The organism is Nonomuraea sp. NPDC004186, assembly GCF_053603495.1.
The window spans coordinates 14,001-34,509 of the sequence record NZ_JBSGFQ010000049.1 but is presented as its reverse complement, the minus strand read 5'-3'; the positions used below and the strand labels follow the sequence as shown (position 1 = coordinate 34,509).

Annotated in this window: 19 protein-coding genes; 12 read left to right on the top strand and 7 right to left on the bottom strand. The window is 71.6% G+C overall.

What is annotated here, in order from left to right:
- Positions 1–36 precede the first annotated feature (36 nt).
- Both ACWEPL_RS33895 and ACWEPL_RS33890 read right to left on the bottom strand, forming a co-directional pair.
- Positions 37–555 carry a hypothetical protein gene (locus ACWEPL_RS33895; RefSeq protein WP_452438599.1) on the bottom strand — a complete coding sequence of 173 codons (519 nt, stop codon included), beginning with the start codon at positions 553–555 and terminating at the stop codon, positions 37–39.
- 97 nt (positions 556–652) lie between these two features.
- Positions 653–1,414, bottom strand: a complete 762-nt coding sequence (locus ACWEPL_RS33890; RefSeq protein ID WP_452438598.1) for a hypothetical protein — start codon at positions 1,412–1,414, stop codon at positions 653–655.
- Positions 1,415–1,586: 172 nt separating this feature from the next.
- On the opposite strand from ACWEPL_RS33890, the gene ACWEPL_RS33885 reads away from it, so the two are divergent.
- From ACWEPL_RS33885 to ACWEPL_RS33845, 9 genes are all read left to right on the top strand, one after another.
- Positions 1,587–1,964, top strand: a complete 378-nt coding sequence (locus tag ACWEPL_RS33885) for a hypothetical protein (RefSeq protein ID WP_452438597.1) — start codon at positions 1,587–1,589, stop codon at positions 1,962–1,964.
- Positions 1,965–2,101: 137 nt separating this feature from the next.
- The gene (locus ACWEPL_RS33880) at positions 2,102–4,015 is read left to right on the top strand and encodes a glycoside hydrolase family 127 protein (RefSeq protein ID WP_452438596.1); all 1,914 of its coding nucleotides are present in this window, start codon (positions 2,102–2,104) and stop codon (positions 4,013–4,015) included.
- The gene (locus tag ACWEPL_RS33875; RefSeq protein WP_452438595.1) at positions 4,012–5,715 is read left to right on the top strand and encodes an ABC transporter substrate-binding protein; all 1,704 of its coding nucleotides are present in this window, start codon (positions 4,012–4,014) and stop codon (positions 5,713–5,715) included. Before ACWEPL_RS33880 ends, ACWEPL_RS33875 begins: the two co-directional genes overlap by 4 nt.
- Positions 5,716–6,630: an ABC transporter permease gene (locus tag ACWEPL_RS33870; RefSeq protein WP_363969684.1), complete on the top strand. Its 915-nt coding sequence runs from the start codon at positions 5,716–5,718 to the stop codon at positions 6,628–6,630.
- A complete protein-coding gene (locus ACWEPL_RS33865) occupies positions 6,627–7,625 on the top strand; it encodes an ABC transporter permease (protein ID WP_363969686.1) in 999 nt (332 codons plus the stop codon). Before ACWEPL_RS33870 ends, ACWEPL_RS33865 begins: the two co-directional genes overlap by 4 nt.
- Positions 7,622–8,434, top strand: a complete 813-nt coding sequence (locus ACWEPL_RS33860; protein ID WP_363969688.1) for an ABC transporter ATP-binding protein — start codon at positions 7,622–7,624, stop codon at positions 8,432–8,434. The genes ACWEPL_RS33865 and ACWEPL_RS33860 overlap by 4 nt, the downstream gene beginning before the upstream one ends.
- Positions 8,431–9,243, top strand: coding sequence for an ATP-binding cassette domain-containing protein (locus tag ACWEPL_RS33855; protein WP_350731928.1), 813 nt, complete (start codon positions 8,431–8,433; stop codon positions 9,241–9,243). The genes ACWEPL_RS33860 and ACWEPL_RS33855 overlap by 4 nt, the downstream gene beginning before the upstream one ends.
- Positions 9,240–10,514, top strand: coding sequence for an alpha/beta fold hydrolase (locus ACWEPL_RS33850; protein WP_355200890.1), 1,275 nt, complete (start codon positions 9,240–9,242; stop codon positions 10,512–10,514). The genes ACWEPL_RS33855 and ACWEPL_RS33850 overlap by 4 nt, the downstream gene beginning before the upstream one ends.
- Positions 10,507–11,832, top strand: coding sequence for an aminopeptidase P family protein (locus tag ACWEPL_RS33845; protein WP_452438594.1), 1,326 nt, complete (start codon positions 10,507–10,509; stop codon positions 11,830–11,832). The genes ACWEPL_RS33850 and ACWEPL_RS33845 overlap by 8 nt, the downstream gene beginning before the upstream one ends.
- Before the next feature lie 75 nt (positions 11,833–11,907).
- Here ACWEPL_RS33845 and ACWEPL_RS33840 read toward each other — a convergent pair whose 3' ends face one another.
- The 4 genes from ACWEPL_RS33840 to ACWEPL_RS33825 all read right to left on the bottom strand — a co-directional run bounded on the left by ACWEPL_RS33840 (position 11,908) and on the right by ACWEPL_RS33825 (position 17,389).
- Positions 11,908–12,726: an ACT domain-containing protein gene (locus ACWEPL_RS33840; protein ID WP_452438593.1), complete on the bottom strand. Its 819-nt coding sequence runs from the start codon at positions 12,724–12,726 to the stop codon at positions 11,908–11,910.
- A gap of 99 nt (positions 12,727–12,825) precedes the next feature.
- Positions 12,826–14,898 carry an alpha-galactosidase gene (locus ACWEPL_RS33835; protein WP_452438592.1) on the bottom strand — a complete coding sequence of 691 codons (2,073 nt, stop codon included), beginning with the start codon at positions 14,896–14,898 and terminating at the stop codon, positions 12,826–12,828.
- 118 nt (positions 14,899–15,016) lie between these two features.
- Positions 15,017–16,459 (bottom strand): RICIN domain-containing protein, encoded by a 1,443-nt coding sequence (locus tag ACWEPL_RS33830; RefSeq protein WP_452438591.1) that lies wholly within the window; start codon positions 16,457–16,459, stop codon positions 15,017–15,019.
- A gap of 222 nt (positions 16,460–16,681) precedes the next feature.
- A complete protein-coding gene (locus ACWEPL_RS33825) occupies positions 16,682–17,389 on the bottom strand; it encodes a hypothetical protein (RefSeq protein WP_452438590.1) in 708 nt (235 codons plus the stop codon).
- A 140-nt stretch (positions 17,390–17,529) separates the two neighbouring features.
- On the opposite strand from ACWEPL_RS33825, the gene ACWEPL_RS33820 reads away from it, so the two are divergent.
- The 3 genes from ACWEPL_RS33820 (at position 17,530) to ACWEPL_RS33810 (ending at position 20,099) form a co-directional block, all read left to right on the top strand.
- Positions 17,530–18,114 (top strand): TetR family transcriptional regulator, encoded by a 585-nt coding sequence (locus ACWEPL_RS33820; RefSeq protein WP_363969701.1) that lies wholly within the window; start codon positions 17,530–17,532, stop codon positions 18,112–18,114.
- A gap of 215 nt (positions 18,115–18,329) precedes the next feature.
- Positions 18,330–18,653 (top strand): STAS domain-containing protein, encoded by a 324-nt coding sequence (locus ACWEPL_RS33815; protein WP_452438589.1) that lies wholly within the window; start codon positions 18,330–18,332, stop codon positions 18,651–18,653.
- Positions 18,654–18,680: 27 nt separating this feature from the next.
- Positions 18,681–20,099, top strand: coding sequence for an RNB domain-containing ribonuclease (locus ACWEPL_RS33810; protein WP_452438588.1), 1,419 nt, complete (start codon positions 18,681–18,683; stop codon positions 20,097–20,099).
- 60 nt (positions 20,100–20,159) lie between these two features.
- On the opposite strand, the gene ACWEPL_RS33805 is transcribed toward ACWEPL_RS33810, so the two are convergent.
- Positions 20,160–20,330 (bottom strand): hypothetical protein, encoded by a 171-nt coding sequence (locus tag ACWEPL_RS33805; protein ID WP_350731913.1) that lies wholly within the window; start codon positions 20,328–20,330, stop codon positions 20,160–20,162.
- Positions 20,331–20,509 lie beyond the last annotated feature (179 nt).

Sequence of the window (20,509 nt, the reverse complement as noted above, 5' to 3'; positions counted from 1 at the left end):
CAGTATGCCTATTGGACTGACAGATTTCAATTTTTGTCAGCCCGCCCCGAACCGCTCGGCATCGGCCCGGGAGGCCACACGGACGAAGGTGAGGTGGGCGTTGGCGGGATCGGCGGCGGCCCGCCGGTAGCGCTCCCGGTAGACGGCGTGCTTCGTCCAGGCCCACCGGATGATCGACTCGTCCTTGTCGAGGAGGAAGCGGAAGGATTCCCTGTTGCCGTTCCACAGCTCGGCGCCGGTGGCCATCCGGCGCAGCGTCCTGACCAGGAGCTGGCGCATGACCGCCGGCCTGGGCAGGTCGATCCAGACCACGGTGTCGGCCCGCGACCACACCAGGTCGCGTACGGCGGAGTAGTTGCCGTCGACCACCCACCCGTCGCCCGCCGTGAACGCGTCGACCTCGGCCCGGAACTCCTCCGGCGGGCGCGGCGTCCACCCCGCCATGTGGAAGACGGAGTCGAGCTCCAGCCACGGCACCCCCAGCCGCCCGGCCAGCGCGGCCGCCAGCGTCGACTTCCCCGACCCGGAGTTCCCCACCACGGACACGCGTCTCACCCGGCACAATCTACTGCCGGGCGGGGCCGGCCGAAGGAGCCGCGCTCCACGTGCAGCACGTTCACGTGGGAGTGGCCGCGGCGCTTCGACGGGCGCGTCACATGCTGAGGTCCCCCGTCTCCATGTAGATCTCGTCGACCACCTCCACCTGGGCGTGGAAACCGTGCTCCCCGGTACGGGAGACGCCCAGGTCGAAGTCCCCCTCCGCCGTGTCGCCCACCACGAGCCGCCGCCGGGGCGTGTCCGCCCGGCCGAACGTCACCGGCACCGGACGCTCGAAGTCCGCGGGCGGCTCTCCGGTGACGCCGGGCTCGTGGCGCACGGTCCCCGGGACGAGGCGGACGGCGAGGACCTGGTCGAAGTCGGGGCGGGCGGTGATCTCGTGCGCGAGGTGCAGCCCGCCCGCCCGGCCGAAGCACAGGTAGCTCAGCGGCGCCTCGTCGTCGTGACGCGCCGCCGGGTCGAGCCGCCGGAAGAAGAGGACGCGCTTGATGCGCGCCGTGACGTCCTCGGCGATCGGGGTACCGCCGCGCTCGAAGTGCCCGCGGAAGACGGTGCCCCGCACCGAGGTCCGCACCGGCCCGCCGTCGGGGTCGAGCTCCAGGATGTCGAACGGGTCCGGCACGAACGTGCGCAGGTCGTCGACCTTGCGCACCGCCTCGCGCACGTCGTCGCGGAAGCCGACCTCCATGAGCACCTGGAAGCGGTGCGCCGGGACGTGGAACATCGGCAGGTGCGAGAAATAGAGCGGCTCGTCGCCGAAGAGCAGCATTCCGTGGACGTCGAACGTCTCGGGCTGGGCCCGGTCATGGGCCCGGTCATGGCCCTGGTCGTGGCCCTGGTCGTGGTGCGCGTGCATGGTCGCCTCCGGTTTTCCGCTGGGCACCCAGTACAGCCCCGGCGGCGCGATGAACGCCTGAGTACGGGCTACTCAATCGCCCCCGTGTAATCGGCGATCAAGTGGCGTGCAATCCGTCCCGCGTACAACTCGGGAGACGCCTGCGGCGGGCGAGGAGAGGGCGGGGAGAGCGATGGGCACGGGACTGTGGATGTCGATGGTGATCACAGGGGTGGCGATCCTGGTCCTGGCGTGCGTCGCGCTGCCGTTCCTGATCGCCTCCTGGACCGGCCGGCAGCTCCTGGCCACCGGCATCGCCGCGCAGGCGGTGATCGAGTCGATGGCCGACACCGGCGTGACGATCAACGGGCAGCCGCTCGTCAGCTTCGTCCTGGGCGTGCGGACGCAGGACGGGCAGGTGCACCGGATCACGCACCGGCAGTCGCTGCCGCGCCTGCCCATGGGCATGGTCGTGCCCGGCGCGGTGGTGCCGGTCAAGGTGGACCCGCAGCGGCGTGACCGGGTGCGCATCGACTGGGCGTCCTGGCGCCCCGCCCCGTACGGCGCATAGGAGCCGAGCGCCAGACCGACCCGTCCGGTGGTTTCCGGACGGGTTACGTTCTTTTTTCCATCCGGTCCTAACCCTTGGCAACTTACCTCCCAGACACCTAAGGTTCAGTGCAATGCCACACATTACTGGGAAGGTTCATGACGTCCAAGCAGGTCAGGCCCCTGGCCGGCGCCGTACGCACCATCGCAGGAGCAGTTCGGCCGCTGTCCGGAGCACGTATCACCGGCGGACTGCTGCATGACTGGCAGCGCCGCAACCGCAGGGCCACAATCCCCCACACCGTCGAGCAGCTCCGCGCGGCGGGCAACGTCGCCAACCTGAGCCGCCTCCTGGAGGACGACCCCGCCCCCTACCGGGGCCGGTACCCGTTCCTCGACACCGACCTGTACAAGACCCTCGAAGGTCTGGCGTACGAGCTCGGCGACGGAGACGCCTCGGCCAGGGAGTTCTTCGACGAGGTGGTCGGCCTGCTGGAGCGGGTCCAGGCGGGCGACGGCTACCTCAACTCCTTCTTCCAGTCCCCCTCTTCGGAAAAGAAGCCGTGGGAGGACCTGGCCTGGGGACACGAGCTGTACAACCTGGGCCACCTCATCCAGGCGGCCGTCGCCGCGAACCGGCGGATGGGCGACGACCGGCTGCTGCGCGTGGCCACGCGCTTCGCCGACCTGGCAGTGGAGCGATTCAACGAGACGGGCGTCTGCGGCCACCCCGAGGTGGAGATGGCGCTGGTCGAGCTCTACAGGGAGACGGGTGAGCGCCGCTACCTGACGCTGGCGGCGGCGTTCGTCGACCGCCGCGGCACCGGGCAGATGGAGCACCGCATCTTCCCCGGCGAGTACTTCCAGGACCACGTGCCCCTCCGCGAGCTCCCGTCGGTGACCGGCCACGCGGTGCGCATGGCCTACCTGGCGGCGGGCGCGGCCGACGTCTTCCTGGAGACCGGCGACCGGTCGCTGTTCGAGGCGCTGGAGCGGCTCTGGGACGACATGGTGGCGACCAAGCTGTACGTCACCGGCGGCCTGGGCAGCCGCCACTCCGACGAGGCGATCGGCGACCGGTACGAGCTGCCGTCCGAGCGCGCCTACAGCGAGACCTGCGCGGCCATCGGCGTCATGCAGTGGGCGTGGCGGATGTTCCTGGCCGGCGGCGACGCGAAGTACCTCGACGTGTTCGAGCGCGTGCTCTACAACGCCTACGCCGTGGGCCTGTCGGCCGACGGCACGGCGTTCTTCTACGACAACCCGCTGCAGCGCCGCCCCGACCACGCGCAGCGCAGCGGCGCGGAGGCGGGCGGCGAGGCGCTGCGCCGCGCCTGGTTCACCTGCCCGTGCTGCCCGCCCAACATCGTGCGGTGGATGGCCCAGCTCGCCGACTACGTGGCGGCCGAGCGGGACGGCGCCGTGCTGATCACCGCCTACACGCAGGCCACGATCCGGACGGCCGAGCTGGAGCTGGCGATGGAGACGGCCTACCCGTGGGACGGCGACGTGCGCATCACCGTCGAGCGGGCGCCGGCCGGGCCGTACGGGCTGGTGCTGCGCGTCCCCGGCTGGGCCCGGAGCGTGACCGTCACCGTCAACGGCGAGCCCTGCGACGCGCCGGAGTCCGGCGGCTGGGTCACCCTGCACCGCACGTGGTCGCCGGGCGACGAGGTGCGCCTCACCCTGCCCATGCCGGTCCGGGCGCACGGCTCGCACCCCTACCTGGACGCCACCCGGGGCGCGGTCAGCCTGGCCCGGGGGCCGCTCGTGTACTGCGTCGAGCAGCACGACAGCCCGCAGGCCCCCGTCGACGACCTGCTCGTCGACGCCCACGACGTTGTTAACGCGCACACCGAGCGCCGCGACGCGGCCGTCGTGCTGCGCGTGGAGGCGGACGCGGCTCCCCCGCCCACCGCCGAGCTCTACCCCGAGCTCCCTCTGCACGAGGCGCTCTCGGAGACGAGGGTCGCGGCGACCTTCGTCCCCTACTTCCTGTGGGGCAACCGCGGCCCCCAAGCCATGCGGGTCTGGGTCAGGACCCCCTGGACCAACGGAAAGAAGGCATCATGATGAGGAGATCGGCGGCGCTCGCGAGCGTCACCATGACCACCGTGCTGGCGCTCAGCGCCTGTGGCGGGGGCGGCGGCGCGGCGGCCCCCGGCGCGGGCACGGGCACGGGCGCCTCGGGCGGGCCCGGCGCGCCGGCCGCGACGGGCGGCACCGTGCACATCCTGAACAAGGCGGACTTCTCCCATCTGGACCCGGTGCGCGGCTTCGACGGTGGAGTGAACAACTTCTACCGGCTCATCTACCGGGGACTGACGATGTTCGGCGCGGGTCCGGGCGCCGAGGGCACGAAGATCGTGCCCGACCTGGCCACCGACACCGGTACACCGTCGGACGGCGGCAAGACGTGGACGTTCAAGCTCAAGGACAACCTGTTCTTCGAGGACGGCTCGCCGATCAACAGCGAGTCCGTGAAGTTCGGCTTCTCGCGCACGTTCGACCCGGAGGCCGGGATCGGCTCCCCGTACGGGAAGCTGCTGCTGGACGCGCCCAAGGACTACAAGGGCCCGTACCTGGACGGCGACCTGAAGACGATCGAGACGCCCGACGACAAGACGGTCGTCTTCCACCTGAAGAAGCCCTACGCCGACTTCCCGAGCGCACTGGCGCTGGCCAACTTCACCCCCTTCCCCAAGGGCACGGGGGCGGGCGCGGCCTTCGACACCAAGCCGATCGCGAGCGGGCCGTACAAGGTGGCGAGCTACCAGCGCGGCGTGTCGCTGAAGCTGGAGCGCAACCCGCAGTGGAAGCGTGAGACCGACACCGTCCGGGCGGCCAAGCCGGACGCGTTCGAGTGGACGTTCGGCCTCGACGCGGCCACCATCGACGAGCGCATGCTGGCCGAGCAGGGCACCGACACCGACGCCATCGGCCCGTCGATCCAGGCGGCGACCGTGGCGCGGGTGCAGGCGCCCCAGATCAAGCAGCGCACGCTGGCCGGGCTCAACGGCTGCACCACGTACATGGGCCTCAACACCACCAAGAAGCCCCTGAACGACGTGCGCGTGCGCCAGGCGATCAACCTGGCGATCAACAAGGACACCGTGGTCGCGGGCATGGGCGGCGGCGCCCTGGCCGCCAAGGGCACCTCGATCCAGCCGCCCACGGTCGCGGGCCGGGTCGACTACGACCCGTACCCGTACAACCCCGAGGAGGCCAAGAAGCTGCTGGCCGAGGCCGGCCAGGCGAACGGGTTCACGCTGACGCTCGACACCCGGCCGGACCCGAAGATGGCCGCGGTGGCGGTGGCGATCCAGGACGCGCTCAAGCAGGTGAAGATCGACGTCAAGATCAACAACATCGACACCTCGACGTACTACGAGGTCATCGGCACGCCGGCGCAGCAGCACGACGCCGCCGTCACCGGCTGGTGCCCCGACTGGGCCTCCGGCGCGACGTTCCTGCCCCCGCTGTTCGACGGCCGCAACATCACCGACAAGGGCAACGCCAACCTCGCGCAGATCAACGACAAGGGCATCAACCAGCGGATCGACGAGATCGCCGCGATGACGGACGTGCAGGCGGCCAACGCGGCCTACGGCGAGCTGGACAAGCAGATCATGAAGGAGGCGCCGATCGTCCCGCTGGCCTACGAGAAGCTCATCCTCCTGGTCGGCTCGAACATCGCGGGCGCCTACCAGTCCAACTCCTTCTCCGGCGGCATCGACCTGATCTCCGTCGGCCTGGCGAAGCCGACGAAGTAGATGGCCGTCGTCGCTTACTCCCCGAGCACGTCGAGGGCACGGGTCACGAGCGCGCTGCTGCGTGACAGGGGCGCGGTGCTGAGCACCGCGTTCCTGTCGCTGATCGTGCTGATGGCGATCGGCGCGCCGCTGATCAGCGCGATCACCGGCCACGGCCCGAACGACTTCGACACCGCCGCCGTCAACACCGACCTGGGCGGGGTGCCGCGCGGGTCGCTCGGCGGCATCAGCGCCGAGCACCTGCTCGGCGTCGAGCCGCAGAACGGCCGCGACATCCTGGCCCGCATCGCCTACGGCGCGCGCGTCTCGCTGCTGATCGCGGTCTCCGCCACGGCGCTGACGACCCTGCTGGGCGTGGTGCTGGGCATGCTGGCCGGGTTCTACCAGGGCTGGGTGGACCAGGTGATCTGCCGGGTCATGGACTTCCTCATGGCCTTCCCCGCGCTCATCTTCATGATCGCGATCCTGTCGTCGCTGCCGCAGGGGAACCGGCCGGTGCTGCTGGTCCTGGTGATCAGCGTGTTCGGCTGGCCGTACCTGGCGCGGGTGGTGCGCGGGCAGACGATGACGCTGGTGAACAGGGAGTTCGTGGAGGCCGCCCGGGCGTCGGGCGCCTCCACGGGCGCGCTGGTGTTCAAGGAGATCCTGCCGAACCTGCGCAGCTCGCTGATCGTGATGACCACCCTGTCCGTGCCCGGCTACGTCGGCACCGAGGCGGGGCTGTCGTTCCTGGGTGTCGGCGTCACGCCGCCGACGCCGTCGTGGGGGCAGATGATCTCGAGCTCGGTCGCCTGGTACTCCGTCGATCCCATGTACTTCGCGATCCCCGGCGGGTTCCTGTTCCTCACCGTGCTGTCGCTGACGGTGCTCGGGGACCGGCTGCGGGCCGCTTTCGACGCCGGGGAGGCCTCATGATGGCGCGTTACATCGCCGGGCGGCTCGCCGGGGTGGTGCTGATCCTCTTCCTGGTGTGCCTGTTCACGTTCATCATCTTCTTCACGCTCCAGCCCGACCCGGCGGTGATGATCTGCGGCAAGACGTGCACGCAGGAGCGCATCGACCAGATCCACGCCGTGCTGGGGCTGGACGAGCCGCTGCTGAAGCAGTTCTTCGGCTTCCTCATCGGCATCTTCGCCGGGCGCGACTACGGCCAGGGCGCGAACCTGGTGCACTGCGGCGCCCCGTGCCTGGGCTACAGCTTCCAGACCGGCCAGTCCGTGTGGGACATGGTGGTCGAGCGGCTGCCGGTCAGCGCCACCGTCGCGATCGGGGCCGCGGTGCTGTGGCTGCTCATCGGGATCGCGGCGGGCCTGCTCAGCGCGGTCAAGGAGGGCACCTGGTGGGACCGCACGGCGATGGGGCTGGCGCTGGGCGGCTCCAGCGTCCCCAACTACGTGCTGGCGCTGGCGCTGCAGTACGTGCTGGTGGTACAGCTGCAGGTGCTGCCGTTCCCGCGGGCCGTGGCCTTCGCCGACGATCCGGTGGTGTGGTTCCAGTCGTACCTGATGCCGTGGATCGTGCTGGCCACCGGCTACGCCTGCCTCTACAGCCGGCTCACCCGGGCGAACGTGATCGACACCCTCGCCGAGAACTTCATGCGCACGGCCCGGTCCAAGGGCCTGAGCCCGGCGCTGACCATGCGCAGGCACGCCCTGCGCCCGGCGTTGACGCCCATCGCCACGATCTTCGGCATGGACTTCGCCGCGCTGCTGGGCGGCGCGCTGATCACCGAGACGGTGTTCGGGCTGAACGGGGTCGGCAAGATGGCCGCCGACTCCATCACCAAGAACGACCAGCCGGTGATCATGGCCGTGACGCTGCTGGCGGCGTTCTTCGTGGTGATCGGGAACGTGGTGATCGACCTCGTCTACACGAGGCTGGACCCGAGAGTGAGGATCACGGCCAAATGAGCGACCTGCTTGTCGTGGAGGACCTCACCGTCACCTTCCCCACCACGCGCGGCCCGGTGGACGTGGTCAAGGGCGTGTCCTTCACGGTCGGACGGGACGAGACCGTCGGCATCGTCGGCGAGTCCGGATCCGGCAAGTCCATGACCAGCCTGGCGGTCATGGGGCTGCTGCCCAAGGGCGCCAGGACCAGCGGCAGCATCCGGCTGGACGGCACGGAGCTGCTCGGCCGCCCGGACCGGGAGCTGCGGCGGCTGCGCGGCGACCAGATGTCGATGATCTTCCAGGATCCGCTGTCGTCCCTGAACCCGTACTACACGGTCGGCCTGCAGATCGAGGAGATGTACCGCGCCCACCGCGGCGGCTCGCGCGCGGCGGCGCGGAAGGTCGCGATCGAGGCGCTGCGGCAGGTGGACCTGCCGGAACCGGAGCGGCGGGTGGACTACTACCCGCACCAGTTCTCCGGCGGGCAGCGGCAGCGCGTCATGATCGCGATGGCCCTGGTGTGCTCGCCGGCGCTGCTGATCGCCGACGAGCCGACCACGGCCCTGGACGTGACCGTGCAGGCGCAGATCCTGAAGCTGCTGGCCGGGCTGCGGCAGGAGCGCGGCATGGGCATGGTGTTCATCACGCACGACCTGGCCGTGATCAGCTCGATCGCGACCCGCGTGCTGGTGATGCGGCAGGGCGAGCAGGTCGAGTACGGCACGGCCGAGCAGGTCTTCGCCGAGCCGCGCCACGAGTACACCCGGATGCTGCTGGAGAGCATCCCGCGTATCGACGATCCAGTAGACGGCGAGGTGAAGGCATGACGCTGCTGCGGGCCAAGGACCTGACCAAGCGGTTCGTCTCGCGCGGCCCGCTGGGCGCCAAGGCCGAGTTCACGGCGGTCGACCAGGTCAGCTTCGAGGTGCGGCTCGGCGAGACGCTGGCCGTGGTCGGCGAGTCCGGCAGCGGCAAGTCGACGACCGCCCGCATGATCGCCAAGCTGATGGACCCGAGCGAGGGCACGCTGGAGTTCGACGGCGAGGACGTCACCCACGCCAAGGGGGCCGCGCTGGCCCGCTTCCGCGCCAACGTCCAGGTCGTCTTCCAGGACCCGTTCTCCTCGCTCAACCCCCGCCACACGGTGGAGCGGATCCTGATGGCGCCGCTGGACTACCAGGGCATCGCGCCCGACGGCGGGCGGCGGGCGCACGCCAAGGAGCTGATGGAGCGGGTCGGCCTGAACCCCGACCACTCGCTCCGCTACCCCGCGCAGTTCTCCGGCGGGCAGGCGCAGCGCATCGGCATCGCCCGCGCGCTGGCCGTCAACCCCAAGCTCGTGATCTGCGACGAGGCCGTCTCGGCGCTGGACGTGTCGGTGCAGGCGCAGGTGATCGAGCTGCTGCGGCGGCTGCAGCGCGAGAGCGGCTTCAGCTACGTGTTCATCGCCCACGACCTGGCCGTCGTCCGGCAGATCGCGCAGCGGGTCGCGGTGATGAGCAAGGGGCAGATCGTCGAACTGGGGGACGCCGAACAGGTCTTCGGCGAGCCCCGGCATGATTACACGCGTACGCTGCTGGCGGCCATCCCGCGCATCAACCCGGAGTGGGACCGCCGCAGGAGGGAGAAGCTGTGATCACCGCGACCTACACGATCCCGGGGATGCGGGTACGCGACCACGTCGTGGAGGTGCCGCTCGACTGGTCGGACCCGGAGGCCACGATCAGGGTCTTCGCCAGGGAGCTCGTGGACCCCACCCGGGACGGCCACGACCTGCCGTGCCTGCTCTACCTGCAGGGCGGGCCCGGCGGCAAGGGGCCGCGTCCGGTCGGCACGTCGGGCTGGCTCGGCCAGGCGCTGGAGAAGTACCGGGTGATCCTGCTCGACCAGCGGGGCACGGGCCGCAGCTCGCGGATCGACGGGCGGGTGATGAGCGCGCTCGACCCGCAGGAGGGCGCCGACTACCTGGCCCGCTTCCGCGCGGACTCGATCGTGGCCGACGCCGAGCACCTGCGCAAGACCGTCTTCGGCGGACGGCGCTGGTCGACGCTCGGGCAGAGCTACGGCGGCTTCCTGACGCTGACGTACCTGTCGCAGGCGCCCGAGGGGCTGAGCGCCTGCTACGTGGCGGGCGGGCTGCCCTCCGTGGACCCCGACGCGTCGGAGGTCTACCGGCGCACCTATCCCCGGGTCGCGGCCAAGAACGCCGAGTTCTACCGCCGCTACCCGCACCACGCCGAGACGGTGGCCCGGCTGGCGGACCGGCTGGCCTACGGCGACGTGCTGCTGCCCGACGGCGACACGCTCACCGTGCGGCGGCTGCAGTCGCTGGGGATCGACTTCGGCATGAAGCCGGGGTACGAGCGCATGCACTGGCTGCTCGACGAATCCACAGAACTGCCGGAGACGTTCCTGCACCAGGTGCTGGCCCGCTCCTCCTACGCCGACAACCCGCTGTTCGCCGCGCTGCAGGAGAGCATCTACGGCTCCGGTCCCGGCGCGACCGCCTGGGCGGCGCAGCGCGAGCGCGCCAACCACCCCGCCTTCGCCGAGGACGCCCGGCCGCTGCTGTTCACCGGCGAGATGATCTACCCGTGGATGTTCGCGGAGATCCGCGCGCTGCGCCCCTTCCGCGCCGCCGTCGACCTGCTCGCCGAGCGGGCCGAGTGGCCGGCGCTGTACGACCTGGACCGCCTGGCGGCCAACGACGTGCCGGTGGCCGCGGCCGTCTACTTCGACGACATGTACGTCGACTCGGGGCTGCAACTGGACACCGCCTCCAGGGTGGGCAACACGCAGGCCTGGGTCACCAACGAGTACGAGCACGACGGCATCGGCGAGGAGCGCGTCTTCGCCCGCCTGACCGGACTGGTGCGCGACATAGGAGGAGGAATCACCAGTGAGTGACGGCAAACCCCCCAAGCTGACAGAGGTCCCCGCGTTCCGCGAGTTCATCGCCCAGGGCTGGGACGCCCCCGCCCGTACCCCCGACCTCGTGCCCGGGGCGGCCGAGGAGGCAGCCGCGCACCGCGAGCGCCTGGCCGCCGCGCTGCCCGGCAGGACCGTGGTGGTGAAGGCGGGCCGGGCTCCGGTACGCAGCAACGACACCGCCTACGACTTCCGCGTCGACAGCGACTTCTACTGGCTCACCGGCTGCGCCGTGGAGAACGCCGTCGCCGTGATCGCGGACGGCGCCGCCACCCTCTACCTGCCGCCGCCCGCCCGCCCCGGCGACATCGGCTTCTTCGCCGACGCGGCGTACGGGGAGCTGTGGGTGGGCCCGTCCCCGTCCCTCGCCGAGTGGTCGGCGGCGCTCGGGGTCGCGGTACGGCCGCTGTCGGAGTTCACGGACGCGTCCGAACCGGTGGAGGAACTCCCCCGGGTGCTGGCCGAGCTGCGCATGATCAAGGACGAGTGGGAGATCGGCCAGCTGCGCGAGTCCGTGGACCGCACGGTCGAGGGCTTCGCGGCCGTGCTGGCCGAGGTCCCGGCGGCGATCGAGGGAGCGGGCGAGCGGTGGCTGCAGGGCACGTTCGACCGCTACGCCAGGGCGTACGGCAACGGCCCCGGCTACGCCACCATCGTCGGCAGCGGCCCGCACGCCCCCACCCTGCACTGGGTGCGCTGCGACGGACCCGTCCTGCCGGACCAGCTGCTGCTGCTCGACATGGGCGTGGAGGTCCGCAGCCACTACACCGCCGACATCACCCGCACCTTCCCCGCCTCCGGCGCCTTCTCCCCCGCCCAGCGGCAGGTGCACGACCTGGTGGAGAAGGCGCACCGGGCGGGCCTGGCGGCGGTCGGCCCCGGCCGGCGCTTCACCGACTTCCACCACGCGGCGATGGAGGTCATCGCGCGCGGGCTGGACGACTGGGGACTGCTGCCGGTCTCGGTGGACGAGGCCCTGTCGGACACCGGCCAGCACCACCGCCGCTACCTGATCTGCGGCATCGGCCACCACCTGGGCCTGGACGTGCACGACTGCGCCCAGTCCCGCCCGGAGGCCTACCACGGGGCCGCCATGGCGCCGGGGATGGTGCTCACCGTCGAGCCCGGCCTGTACTTCCACGCCCACGACCTCACGGTCCCGCCCGAGCTGCGCGGGGTGGGGGTGCGGATCGAGGACGACCTGCTGGTGACGCCGTCCGGCGTGGACATCCTGTCGGACGCCCTGCCCATCGACGCCTCCGGCCTGGAACGCTGGGCCAAGGAGTCCACGGTCTGACCCCCGCGGGTTCTCCCGGCACCACCCCACACGGCACCGGAAGAACCCGCCCCGCCCCGGGGACTGGCCGCCGGGTCAGGATGAGCCGGTGTAGCGGGCCTGGCGGGCGGTGGCAGTGAGGGCCGCAGCACGGGCCGCCTCCGTCGGCGTGAACGGCAGCGCGGGACGCCGGATCAGCAGCGCCCGGTCCGGATTGACCGAGATCACCATCGTGGTGTTGAGCTCGGCCCCCTCGTCCACCGTGTCCCCCGGCCGCCGCCACTCCACCTCCGGCACCCGCAGCAGCTCCGCCATCGCCTCGGGCAGCCGATCCGGGTCCGCGCTCACCCGCTGAGCCAGCACCAGAGCCTGGACACCGGGATCGGTGAGGTCCTTGACCTGCGCGGGCACGATCACGACGTCATGCCCGCCCGCCTCCGTCAGCGCCCCGGAAAGCGCCTCCAGCGCCAACCCCGGCGGCGCCTCGATGACGAACTCGTCCAGCGCGTCACACCCCGCGGGCGTGATCGCGCTGCTCCCGGTCGGCGCGATGTGCAGCGCCAGGATGTTGCAGCCCAGCCGCCCGAACGCCCCCGCCACCGCGGCGAGCCGCCCCGGCCGCTCCACCACCCGCATGCGGATGCGCCACAGCACCATGGCCGCCCCCGCACCCTCCCCCACGGGCAGCGCGGGGACCTTGCGTACGGGGCGGTGGCCCATCCGCTTGTGGACCGCCGCCCCCACGATCAACGCCGCCCCCAGCCCGACCATCACCACCGGACCCGGTTCGCGGTGGCCGAGCAGGGTCGCGAGCAGGTGCGCCAGGCCGACCGCGAGGAACAGCGCGGCCAGCTCGACGATCTCTCGCCGCCAGGAGCGCCGATTACCGTTCAACACCTTCGGTGCATCGCTCATGCACCCCAGTGTCCGCGGGACGTGTTTCCTGATCACGAACGGCGCGGTTGCGGCGGCATTAAACCGCCCTAACCGCATGGGCCGTTCATGACAGGCCCCTTACACCCGCTCGACCTCGAAGACCAGCGCCGACTCGGCCCGCAGCACGGGAGCGGGCAGCCCCAGCTCGCCCAGGACCGCGCCGCTCAGCCGCACCGGACCCGAGGTCCACTCCGGCAGCCCGGCCGCGCGGGGCTTGGGGCCCGCGACCCGCACCTCGTACGTCGCCGCCGGGTCGAGCCCGGGCAGCCGCAGCGGCGCGGGCCCGATCGCGACCCTGGAGGTGAGCTGGACGAACGCGAACACCCCGCGCTCCGGCAGCACCGCCCCGTGCAGCAGCGCCGACGGGTCCGGGTGGTCGGCCCGCACCACCCGCCCGGCGTGCAGCGTCGGCCGCAGCCGCTTGTGCAGGGCGATCCACTCGGCCAGCTCCTCCAGCTCCGCCTGGCTCGCCGAGGTCAGATCCCACTCCACGCCCATGTGCCCGAACAGCGCGGTCGCGGCCCGGAAGGCCAGCGGCAGCGACCGGCCCGTGCTGTGGTCCTGCGGCGCGCCGACGTGGCTGCCCATCCGCTCCGGCGGCACGAGCAGCCCGGTCCAGCGCTGGATCGCCTGCCGGTCGAGCGCGTCGTTGCAGTCGGACGTCCACACCCGGTCGGTACGGGCCAGGACGCCGAAGTCGACGCGGGCGCCGCCCGACGAGCACGACTCGATCTCCAGCTCCGGATGGCGGGCCCGCAGCTCGTCCAGCAGCCGGTACGCCGCCAGCGTCTGCGCGTGCACCCCGGGCACCCCGTCGTGCACCGGCTCGGCGATGTCGCGGTTGTGGTCCCACTTGATGTAGTCGAGCGCGTACTCGCTCACCAGGCTGTCCAGCCGCTCCAGCAGGTAGTCGTACGCCTCGGGCCTGGCCAGGTCGAGCACCTGCTGGTTGCGCTGCGGCGGCGGCACGCGCTCGGCCTGCCCGAGGATCCAGTCGGGATGCGCGCGCAGCAGGTCGGAGTCCGGGTTGACCATCTCCGGCTCGAACCACAGCCCGAACTGCATGCCGAGCTTGCGCACGTGCTCGGCGAGGGGGTTCAGGCCGTCCGGCCAGACGCCCTCGTCGACGTACCAGTCGCCGAGCCCGGCCCGGTCGTGGCGGCGGTGGCGGAACCAGCCGTCGTCGAGCACGAACCGCTCGATCCCCGCCGCCGCGGCCTTGTCGGCCAGCTCCAGCAGCCGGTCGAGGCCGTGGTCGAAGTAGGTGGCCTCCCAGTTGTTCAGCGTGACCGGGCGGACCCCCAGCGGGCGGGCGGCGCGCAGGTGGTCGTGCAGCCGCGTGCTCGCCGCGTCCAGCCCGCCGCCCGACCAGGTGAAGTACACCAGCGGCGTGCGGTAGCTCTCCCCCTCGGCCAGCACGATCTCGCCGGGCTCCAGCAGCTCACCCGCCGCCACCAGCGCCGGGCCCTCGGCCAGCCGCTCGGCGTAGTGGAGGTGGTTGCCGCTCCAGCCCGCGTGCACCCCCCACACCTCGCCGCCCCGGAACCCGAACCCCGCGGTCCCGGCCACCAGCAGCCCCGTGCCGTCGTGCCCGGTCCGGCCGCGCCGGTTCTCCCGGGACCACACGCCGTACCCGAACGCCGTGCGCTGCGGCACCTTCTCCAGCGCCCACCGCCCGGTGAAGTCCAGCAGCTCGCCGGCCCGCGCCGGCACCGGCAGCGCGCAGACCAGCCCCTCCAGCCGGTACGGGGCGGCGGCGGTGTTCGTCAGCGTGTGCCGCATCGTCACCAGGCCGCCGGCGTCCATGGTCAGCTCGCTGAGCAGCTCCAGGCCCGCGCGGGCGTCGGAGGCCGCGACGGTGACCGTGCCGCCCCGACCGGGCGTCGCGTCCGCGTCGAGCCGGTCCAGCGTCCAGCGCACCGGCCAGTGTTCGCCGTCCCGGCCGCCCGACAGGCCCGGCCTGCCGTACCAGCTGTCTCCCTGGGCGGGCAGCAGCGGCGGCGCGGCGGTGAGGGAGGCCAGCGCGGGCGTCAGGTCGGCGCCGGTCGCGGACCCGAGGTCGGCGCCGAAGTGGCGCACGCGCGGCAGGCCGGGGCCAGAGGCGTCCAGCACCAGGGCGGCCCCCGCGGCGGAGAGGATGAGGGGTGACAAGTCAGGCTCCTCGTTCAGCTCGGCGTTACGACGCGAACCTACATGAACAGCACACTTGCCTCGATCATGGGGCGGCCCCACCGGGGCGGGGGCCGGAGGGGCCGCGAGGGGGTGAGCGTCAGACGGAGATCCGCCCGGCGCCGGCGCCCGCGGTGACGACGGACTTGACGTTGGAGGCGGTGTCGAGCGAGTAGGAGTAGGGGATCGAGCCGACGCTGCCGCCACTCTGGCCGCTGCCGGAGTTGACGAAGTGGTTGTTGCGCGCGACCAGCGTGCCGGGGCCGGAGTCACCCTCGCCCAGGTGGAACGGGTCCTGGGTGTTCTCGAAGTAGTTGCCCTCGACGAGCACGCCGGCGCCCTCGGTGGAGGCCACGCCGTAGCTGCCGACGCTGCCGTAGTAGTTGTTGTAGACGTGCACCGGGTTGCCGAACCGCACGCGCGGGTGGCGCTGGTTGGTGCCGTCGAACCAGTTGTGGTGGTACGTCACGCGCAGGTGACCGCGGTCCTCGCCGCCGTTGTCGTCGCTGTGGCCGAGCAGCATGGTCTTGTCGTGGTTGGAGAACTTGTTCCACGAGACGGTGACGTAGTCGCTGGCCCGCTTGATGTCGATGGCGCCGTCGTAGCCGTGGCTCAACGAGTTGTGGTCGAGCCAGACCCGGGTCGAGTACTGGACGTTGATCGCGTCGTCGCCCCAGTCGCGGAAGGTGAGGTTGCGGACGATCACGTTCGAGGCCTGGGAGATGTTGAACCCGCAGCCCGCGATCGTCGCGCCCGAGTTGCCGAGCACGGTCTTGTTGGAGGCCACCTTCAGCATGCCCGAGCAGGAGATCGTGCCCGACACCCGGATCACCGAGGCGCCGCTCGCCGACAGCGCGCTGGTCAGGGCCGAGGCGCTGCTGACGGTGACCGGCGAGGCGTTGCCGCCGCCCGTGGTTCCGCCGCCCTGCGTGGCCCAGCCGACCGGCCCGTTCGCGTTGCCCGGAGGCGTGGTCGGCGGTGGGTCTGTGGGCGGGTTGGTCGGGTTGCTGCCGGCGGGGACGAGCCGCCACTGCTTGGTGGCCACGGAGTCGCAGGAGTTCTGCTGCACCAGGGCGCCGGAGGAGGTCGCGTTGTCCTTGGTGTTGAGGCACTTGCCGCCGTTGGCGTTGACGATCCTGACGGTGGCGCCCGACTCGGGCAGCGTCCACGTCTGCGACGAGGCGCCGGAGCAGCTCTCCTGCTGCACGGCCTTGCCCGCGGAGGTGCTGGCGTCCTGCACGCCCGCGCACTTGCCGCTGTGGGCGGCCTTGAGGGTGTAGCCGCTGCCGCTCGCGGTCAGGCTCCAGGTCTGAGCGGCGCTGCCGCAGCCGCTCTGGGTGAGCTGGACCCCGTCTGAGGTGCTGGATCCCGGCACGGTGAGGCACAGGCCGCTGCCGTTGTTCACCACCGTGTACGCCCCCGGCGCGGGGGCCGCGGCGGCCGCAGTGGTCGTCGCAGCGGCCACCGCGACGACTGCCGTGCCCGTCAGGCCGATGACGCCCGCGATGACCGCCGCTGTTCTGCCGTTGATTCTCTGTCGCACGATTCAGCTCCTTGCTGGCCCGGCAGGCCGCTCACGGCCTGCGACGTGTCCCCCCAGCGAGAATCCGTTCACATATGTGGCTGCCATACGTGTGACCGAACACGCCACAACATAGGTAAGCGCTTTCCCGCTGTCAATCAGAGCTGAAACTTTCATCACAGCCGGGATTCCACGCTGTGCGGAACCGTACTGACCTGCGGATATCCGCCGTGGAGCGGGACGTCAGGCGGGCTCGGGCGTGCTGCCGAGCACGACCCGCAGGTCCGCCTGCGTGGGCGGCTTCGTCCAGGTGAGCCCCGGCCCGCCGGCGGCGATCAGGCGCGGCGCGACCTCGCGCAGCAGCTCCCCCGCCGCGGCCTCGGGCTGCTTCTCCCGGCCCTCCCGGTACAGCTCGAGCACCCTGGCCAGGTCGAGCATCATCGTGTTGGCCTCACGCACGGTGACCTGCAACGCTCCAATGGCCGGCTCGGCCGACCAGGGGCACTCGCCGGACACGGCCTCCCGCACCGCCTCGGCGAAGGCGGCCCGGTCCATGCCGTCCACCTCGCCGTCCAGCCAGTCCTCGCGCAGGTGCAGCACGCCCGGCCGCTCCACCGCCCCGAGGTGCGCGATCAGGGCCACGACCGTGCCCTGCGGATCGTGCAGCGCGGCGTCCCCCCTGGCCGCGAAGGCGTCGGCGAGCAGGTGCAGCGAGATCAGCCGGGGCGGCTCGTACGTCGTGAGCACCCCCCGCCGGCCACTCACCCGCAGCGGGTAGGCCCGCAGGCCCTCCATGAACGCGGGCTCGACCTCCGCCGGGATCCCGAGGTCCATGTCCGCCTCGACCGTGGTGGAGGCGGCACCGGCGGCACGGCCGGCCGGGTCACGGCGGAACCACCAGACCATCGCCCCCACGACAATGGCGGCCAGCGCCACGACTGCGATCCACACGATGTTGTTTGCTTTCCCCTCGTACCTGCCAGCGGTAGCAGCGTAGTGTGCTCCGACCGGATGAATGCACAAATTTCTGCAAATATGGCTGGCCGCACCCGTGGGTCGTGTATACCCGGGCGGCTGACAGAATTGGAAAGGTGACAGATGGCATCCTGACACCGGACCAGATCCTCGCCGCGGCCCAGGACGTCCTGCGCCGCTACGGTCCGGCCAAGGCCACGGTCGTCGACGTCGCGCGGGCGCTCGGCGTCAGCCACGGCAGCGTCTACCGGCACTTCCCCAGCAAGACGGCCCTGCGCGAGGCCGTGACCCAGCGCTGGCTCGACCAGTCGCACGCCGAGCTGGCCACCGTGCTGGCCTCCGACGCTCCGGCCGGCGTGCGGCTGCGCGAATGGCTGGGCGCGTTGTTCCGCTCCAAGCGCAAGCGGGCGCTCGACGACCCCGAGCTGTTCGCCACGTACGTGGCGCTGGTGACCGAGTCCAGCCAGGTCGTCGAGGGGCACGTCGCCGACCTGGTCGGCCAGATCCGGCAGATCGTGGACGCCGGGCTCGAGCGGGGCGAGTTCGCCGCCCCCGACCCCGCCGCCACGGCCCGCGCTGTTTTCGACGCGGCGGTACGCTTCCACAACCCGGCGCACTCCGCCGAATGGAGCCGGCCGGGCATCGAGGATGACTTCACCGCTTTGTGCGATCTCATCCTTCTCGGGCTGGAAGTCCGCTGATGGTGTGATGTTTTTACATCTGGTAACCCGAATTGTTGTCCTGGAGGATTAGTCCTATCCCCCAGCATCTCTGTTCAGCCCTGAACAGACATGTACACTCAGAGCCAACACTGTCGCTCTCAGTGACGCCTTCATGGCAACAAGTGCCCAACGCAAGGGCTGGCCCGCGCAACCGGCAGGAGGTTCCCGGCCCTGACAGAGCGCGGAGCCGATTCATGGAGCCACTACAGCTGACCACCACCCGCCGCAACGGGAGCCTGACCGTCAGCGTGTCCGGCGAGCTCGACATCGCCACCACCGAACAACTCCGCGCCCACCTGCTCGGCCTGCTGCAGGAGGCCGGACGAGCCCCGCACGAGCAGGTCGCGCTGGTCATCGAGATGAGCCGGCTGACCTTCATCGACGCCGCCGGGCTCGGCATCCTCGTCTGCGCCCACAACCACGCCCGGGCCCAGCAGACCCCGCTGCGCCTCACGGGCGTCCCGCCCGCCATCCGGCGGCTGCTGCGCCTCACCGGCCTGGAGGCGCGCCTCACCTGAACACCCGCCACCTGTAGGTTGTCAGGCGTGATTCAGGTTCCCGATCAGATACCCCTGAAGCTGGAGGACGGGTTCGAACGCGTCAGGCGGGAGCTCGACCTGCCGGACGGCTTCCCCCGCGCCGTGCTCGACGAGGCCGCGTGGGTGGCGCGGGTGCCGCGGCTCGACGCCGAAGACCTGTCCGACGTACCGTTCGTCACCATCGACCCGCCCGGCTCGATGGACCTCGACCAGGCCGTGCACCTGGAGCGGCTGCGCGCCGGCTACCGCGTCTGGTACGCGATCGCCGACGTCGGCGCGTTCGTCCGGCCGGGCGGCCTCATCGACACCGAGGCCCGCACCAGGGGCGAGACCGTCTACCTTCCCGCGGGCAAGGTGCCGCTGCACCCCAAGGTCCTGTCGGAGGACGCGGCCAGCCTGCTGCCCGGCGCGCTGCGGCCGGCCGCGGTCTGGCGCATCGACCTCGACGCCGACGGCCGCATGGTCGGCGCCGACGTGCAGCGCGCGCTCGTCCGCAGCCGCGAACGCCTCGACTACGCCTACGTGCAGGCGGCCGTCGACACCGGCACCGCCGACGGCGTCCTGGGGTTGCTGGCCGAGATCGGCCGCCTGCGGCTGGCCCTCGAACGCGAGCGCGGCGGCGTCACCCTGCCCACCCCCGAGCAGGAGGTGGTCTCCGACGGCGACGGCGCCTACCGGCTGGAATTCCGGCTGCCACTGCCCGCCGAGGCGTGGAACGCGCAGATCTCCCTGCTGACCGGCATGGCCGCGGCCTCGATGATGCTCGACGCCGAGATCGGCATCCTGCGCGTACTGCCCCGGCCGCACGCCGACGACCTGGCGAAGGTCCGCAGGGTCGCCCAGGCGCTGGACGTCCCCTGGCCCGACGGGGCCGCCTACGGCGCCGTGGTGCACGACCTGGACCCCAAGAACCCGCAGCAGGCGGCGTTCCTGCACGAGTCGAAGGTGCTGCTGCGCGGCGCGGGCTACGTGGCCTTCGACGGCGCGCCGCCCGCGCTGGCCGAGCACGCGGCGGTGGCGGCGCCGTACGCGCACGTCACGGCTCCTCTGCGGCGCCTGGTCGACCGGTACGCGACCGAGGTGTGCCTGGCGGTCGCGGCGGGCGTGCCGGTGCCGTTCGACGTCCGGGCGGGGCTGGCGGTCCTGCCCGCCGTCATGGGCTCGACCGGGCGGCGCGCCGGGGCGGTGGAGCGGGCGTGCGTGGACCTGGTGGAGGCGTTCCTGCTGCGGGAACGGATCGGGCAGGCGTTCGACGCGGTCGTGATCGACGTGGACGAGCGCCGCGGGGGCGGGCAGGTGCAGCTCGCCGACCCGGCCGTGATCGCCCGCTGCGACGGCCCGCTCCCCCTCGGCGAGCAGGTCACGGTACGCCTCACGCAGGCGGACCCGGCGACCCGCGAGGTCCGCTTCACCCTGGCGACGTGAACCTCGGACGACCCGCGGGACCGCGCACGGTACGTTCCGCGCGCGGCCCCGCCTCGGGCGTCACTTCTTCAGCAGGCTCCACCCCGCACCCACACCCATGAGGTGGAGCGCGACGCAGAGCAGCCCGGCGGTGCCGAGCGTGGCGACCGTGACTACGCTGCCGACCGCGAGGCCGGCGATCTCGAAGACGAGGGCGAGCACGAACAGCAGTGCGGCGACAAGGGCGAACATGTGGTGGCTACCTCCGAACGGGGCCGGCCGGACGCCACGCAGCCGAGGGGGGCCTCGGCGAGTGCGTCCGAGGATGTCTCTGACATGGGGATTTCCAGCGCGATCGGCCGAAAAACTGCCCCGAAGGTGACGTTCCGTGAACGAATGACGACACCGCTTTGACCGGCCGGTCAGTCTCC

Coding starts and splice junctions, on each gene's coding strand:
- ACWEPL_RS33875 (WP_452438595.1), top strand. CDS start 4,012: ATGATGAGGAGATCGGCGGCGCTCGCGAGCGTCACCATGACCACCGTG.
- ACWEPL_RS33855 (WP_350731928.1), top strand. CDS start 8,431: ATGACGCTGCTGCGGGCCAAGGACCTGACCAAGCGGTTCGTCTCGCGC.
- ACWEPL_RS33885 (WP_452438597.1), top strand. CDS start 1,587: ATGGGCACGGGACTGTGGATGTCGATGGTGATCACAGGGGTGGCGATC.
- ACWEPL_RS33890 (WP_452438598.1), bottom strand. CDS start 1,414: ATGCACGCGCACCACGACCAGGGCCACGACCAGGGCCATGACCGGGCC.
- ACWEPL_RS33815 (WP_452438589.1), top strand. CDS start 18,330: ATGGAGCCACTACAGCTGACCACCACCCGCCGCAACGGGAGCCTGACC.
- ACWEPL_RS33870 (WP_363969684.1), top strand. CDS start 5,716: ATGGCCGTCGTCGCTTACTCCCCGAGCACGTCGAGGGCACGGGTCACG.
- ACWEPL_RS33805 (WP_350731913.1), bottom strand. CDS start 20,330: ATGTTCGCCCTTGTCGCCGCACTGCTGTTCGTGCTCGCCCTCGTCTTC.
- ACWEPL_RS33840 (WP_452438593.1), bottom strand. CDS start 12,726: ATGAGCGATGCACCGAAGGTGTTGAACGGTAATCGGCGCTCCTGGCGG.
- ACWEPL_RS33865 (WP_363969686.1), top strand. CDS start 6,627: ATGATGGCGCGTTACATCGCCGGGCGGCTCGCCGGGGTGGTGCTGATC.
- ACWEPL_RS33860 (WP_363969688.1), top strand. CDS start 7,622: ATGAGCGACCTGCTTGTCGTGGAGGACCTCACCGTCACCTTCCCCACC.
- ACWEPL_RS33880 (WP_452438596.1), top strand. CDS start 2,102: ATGACGTCCAAGCAGGTCAGGCCCCTGGCCGGCGCCGTACGCACCATC.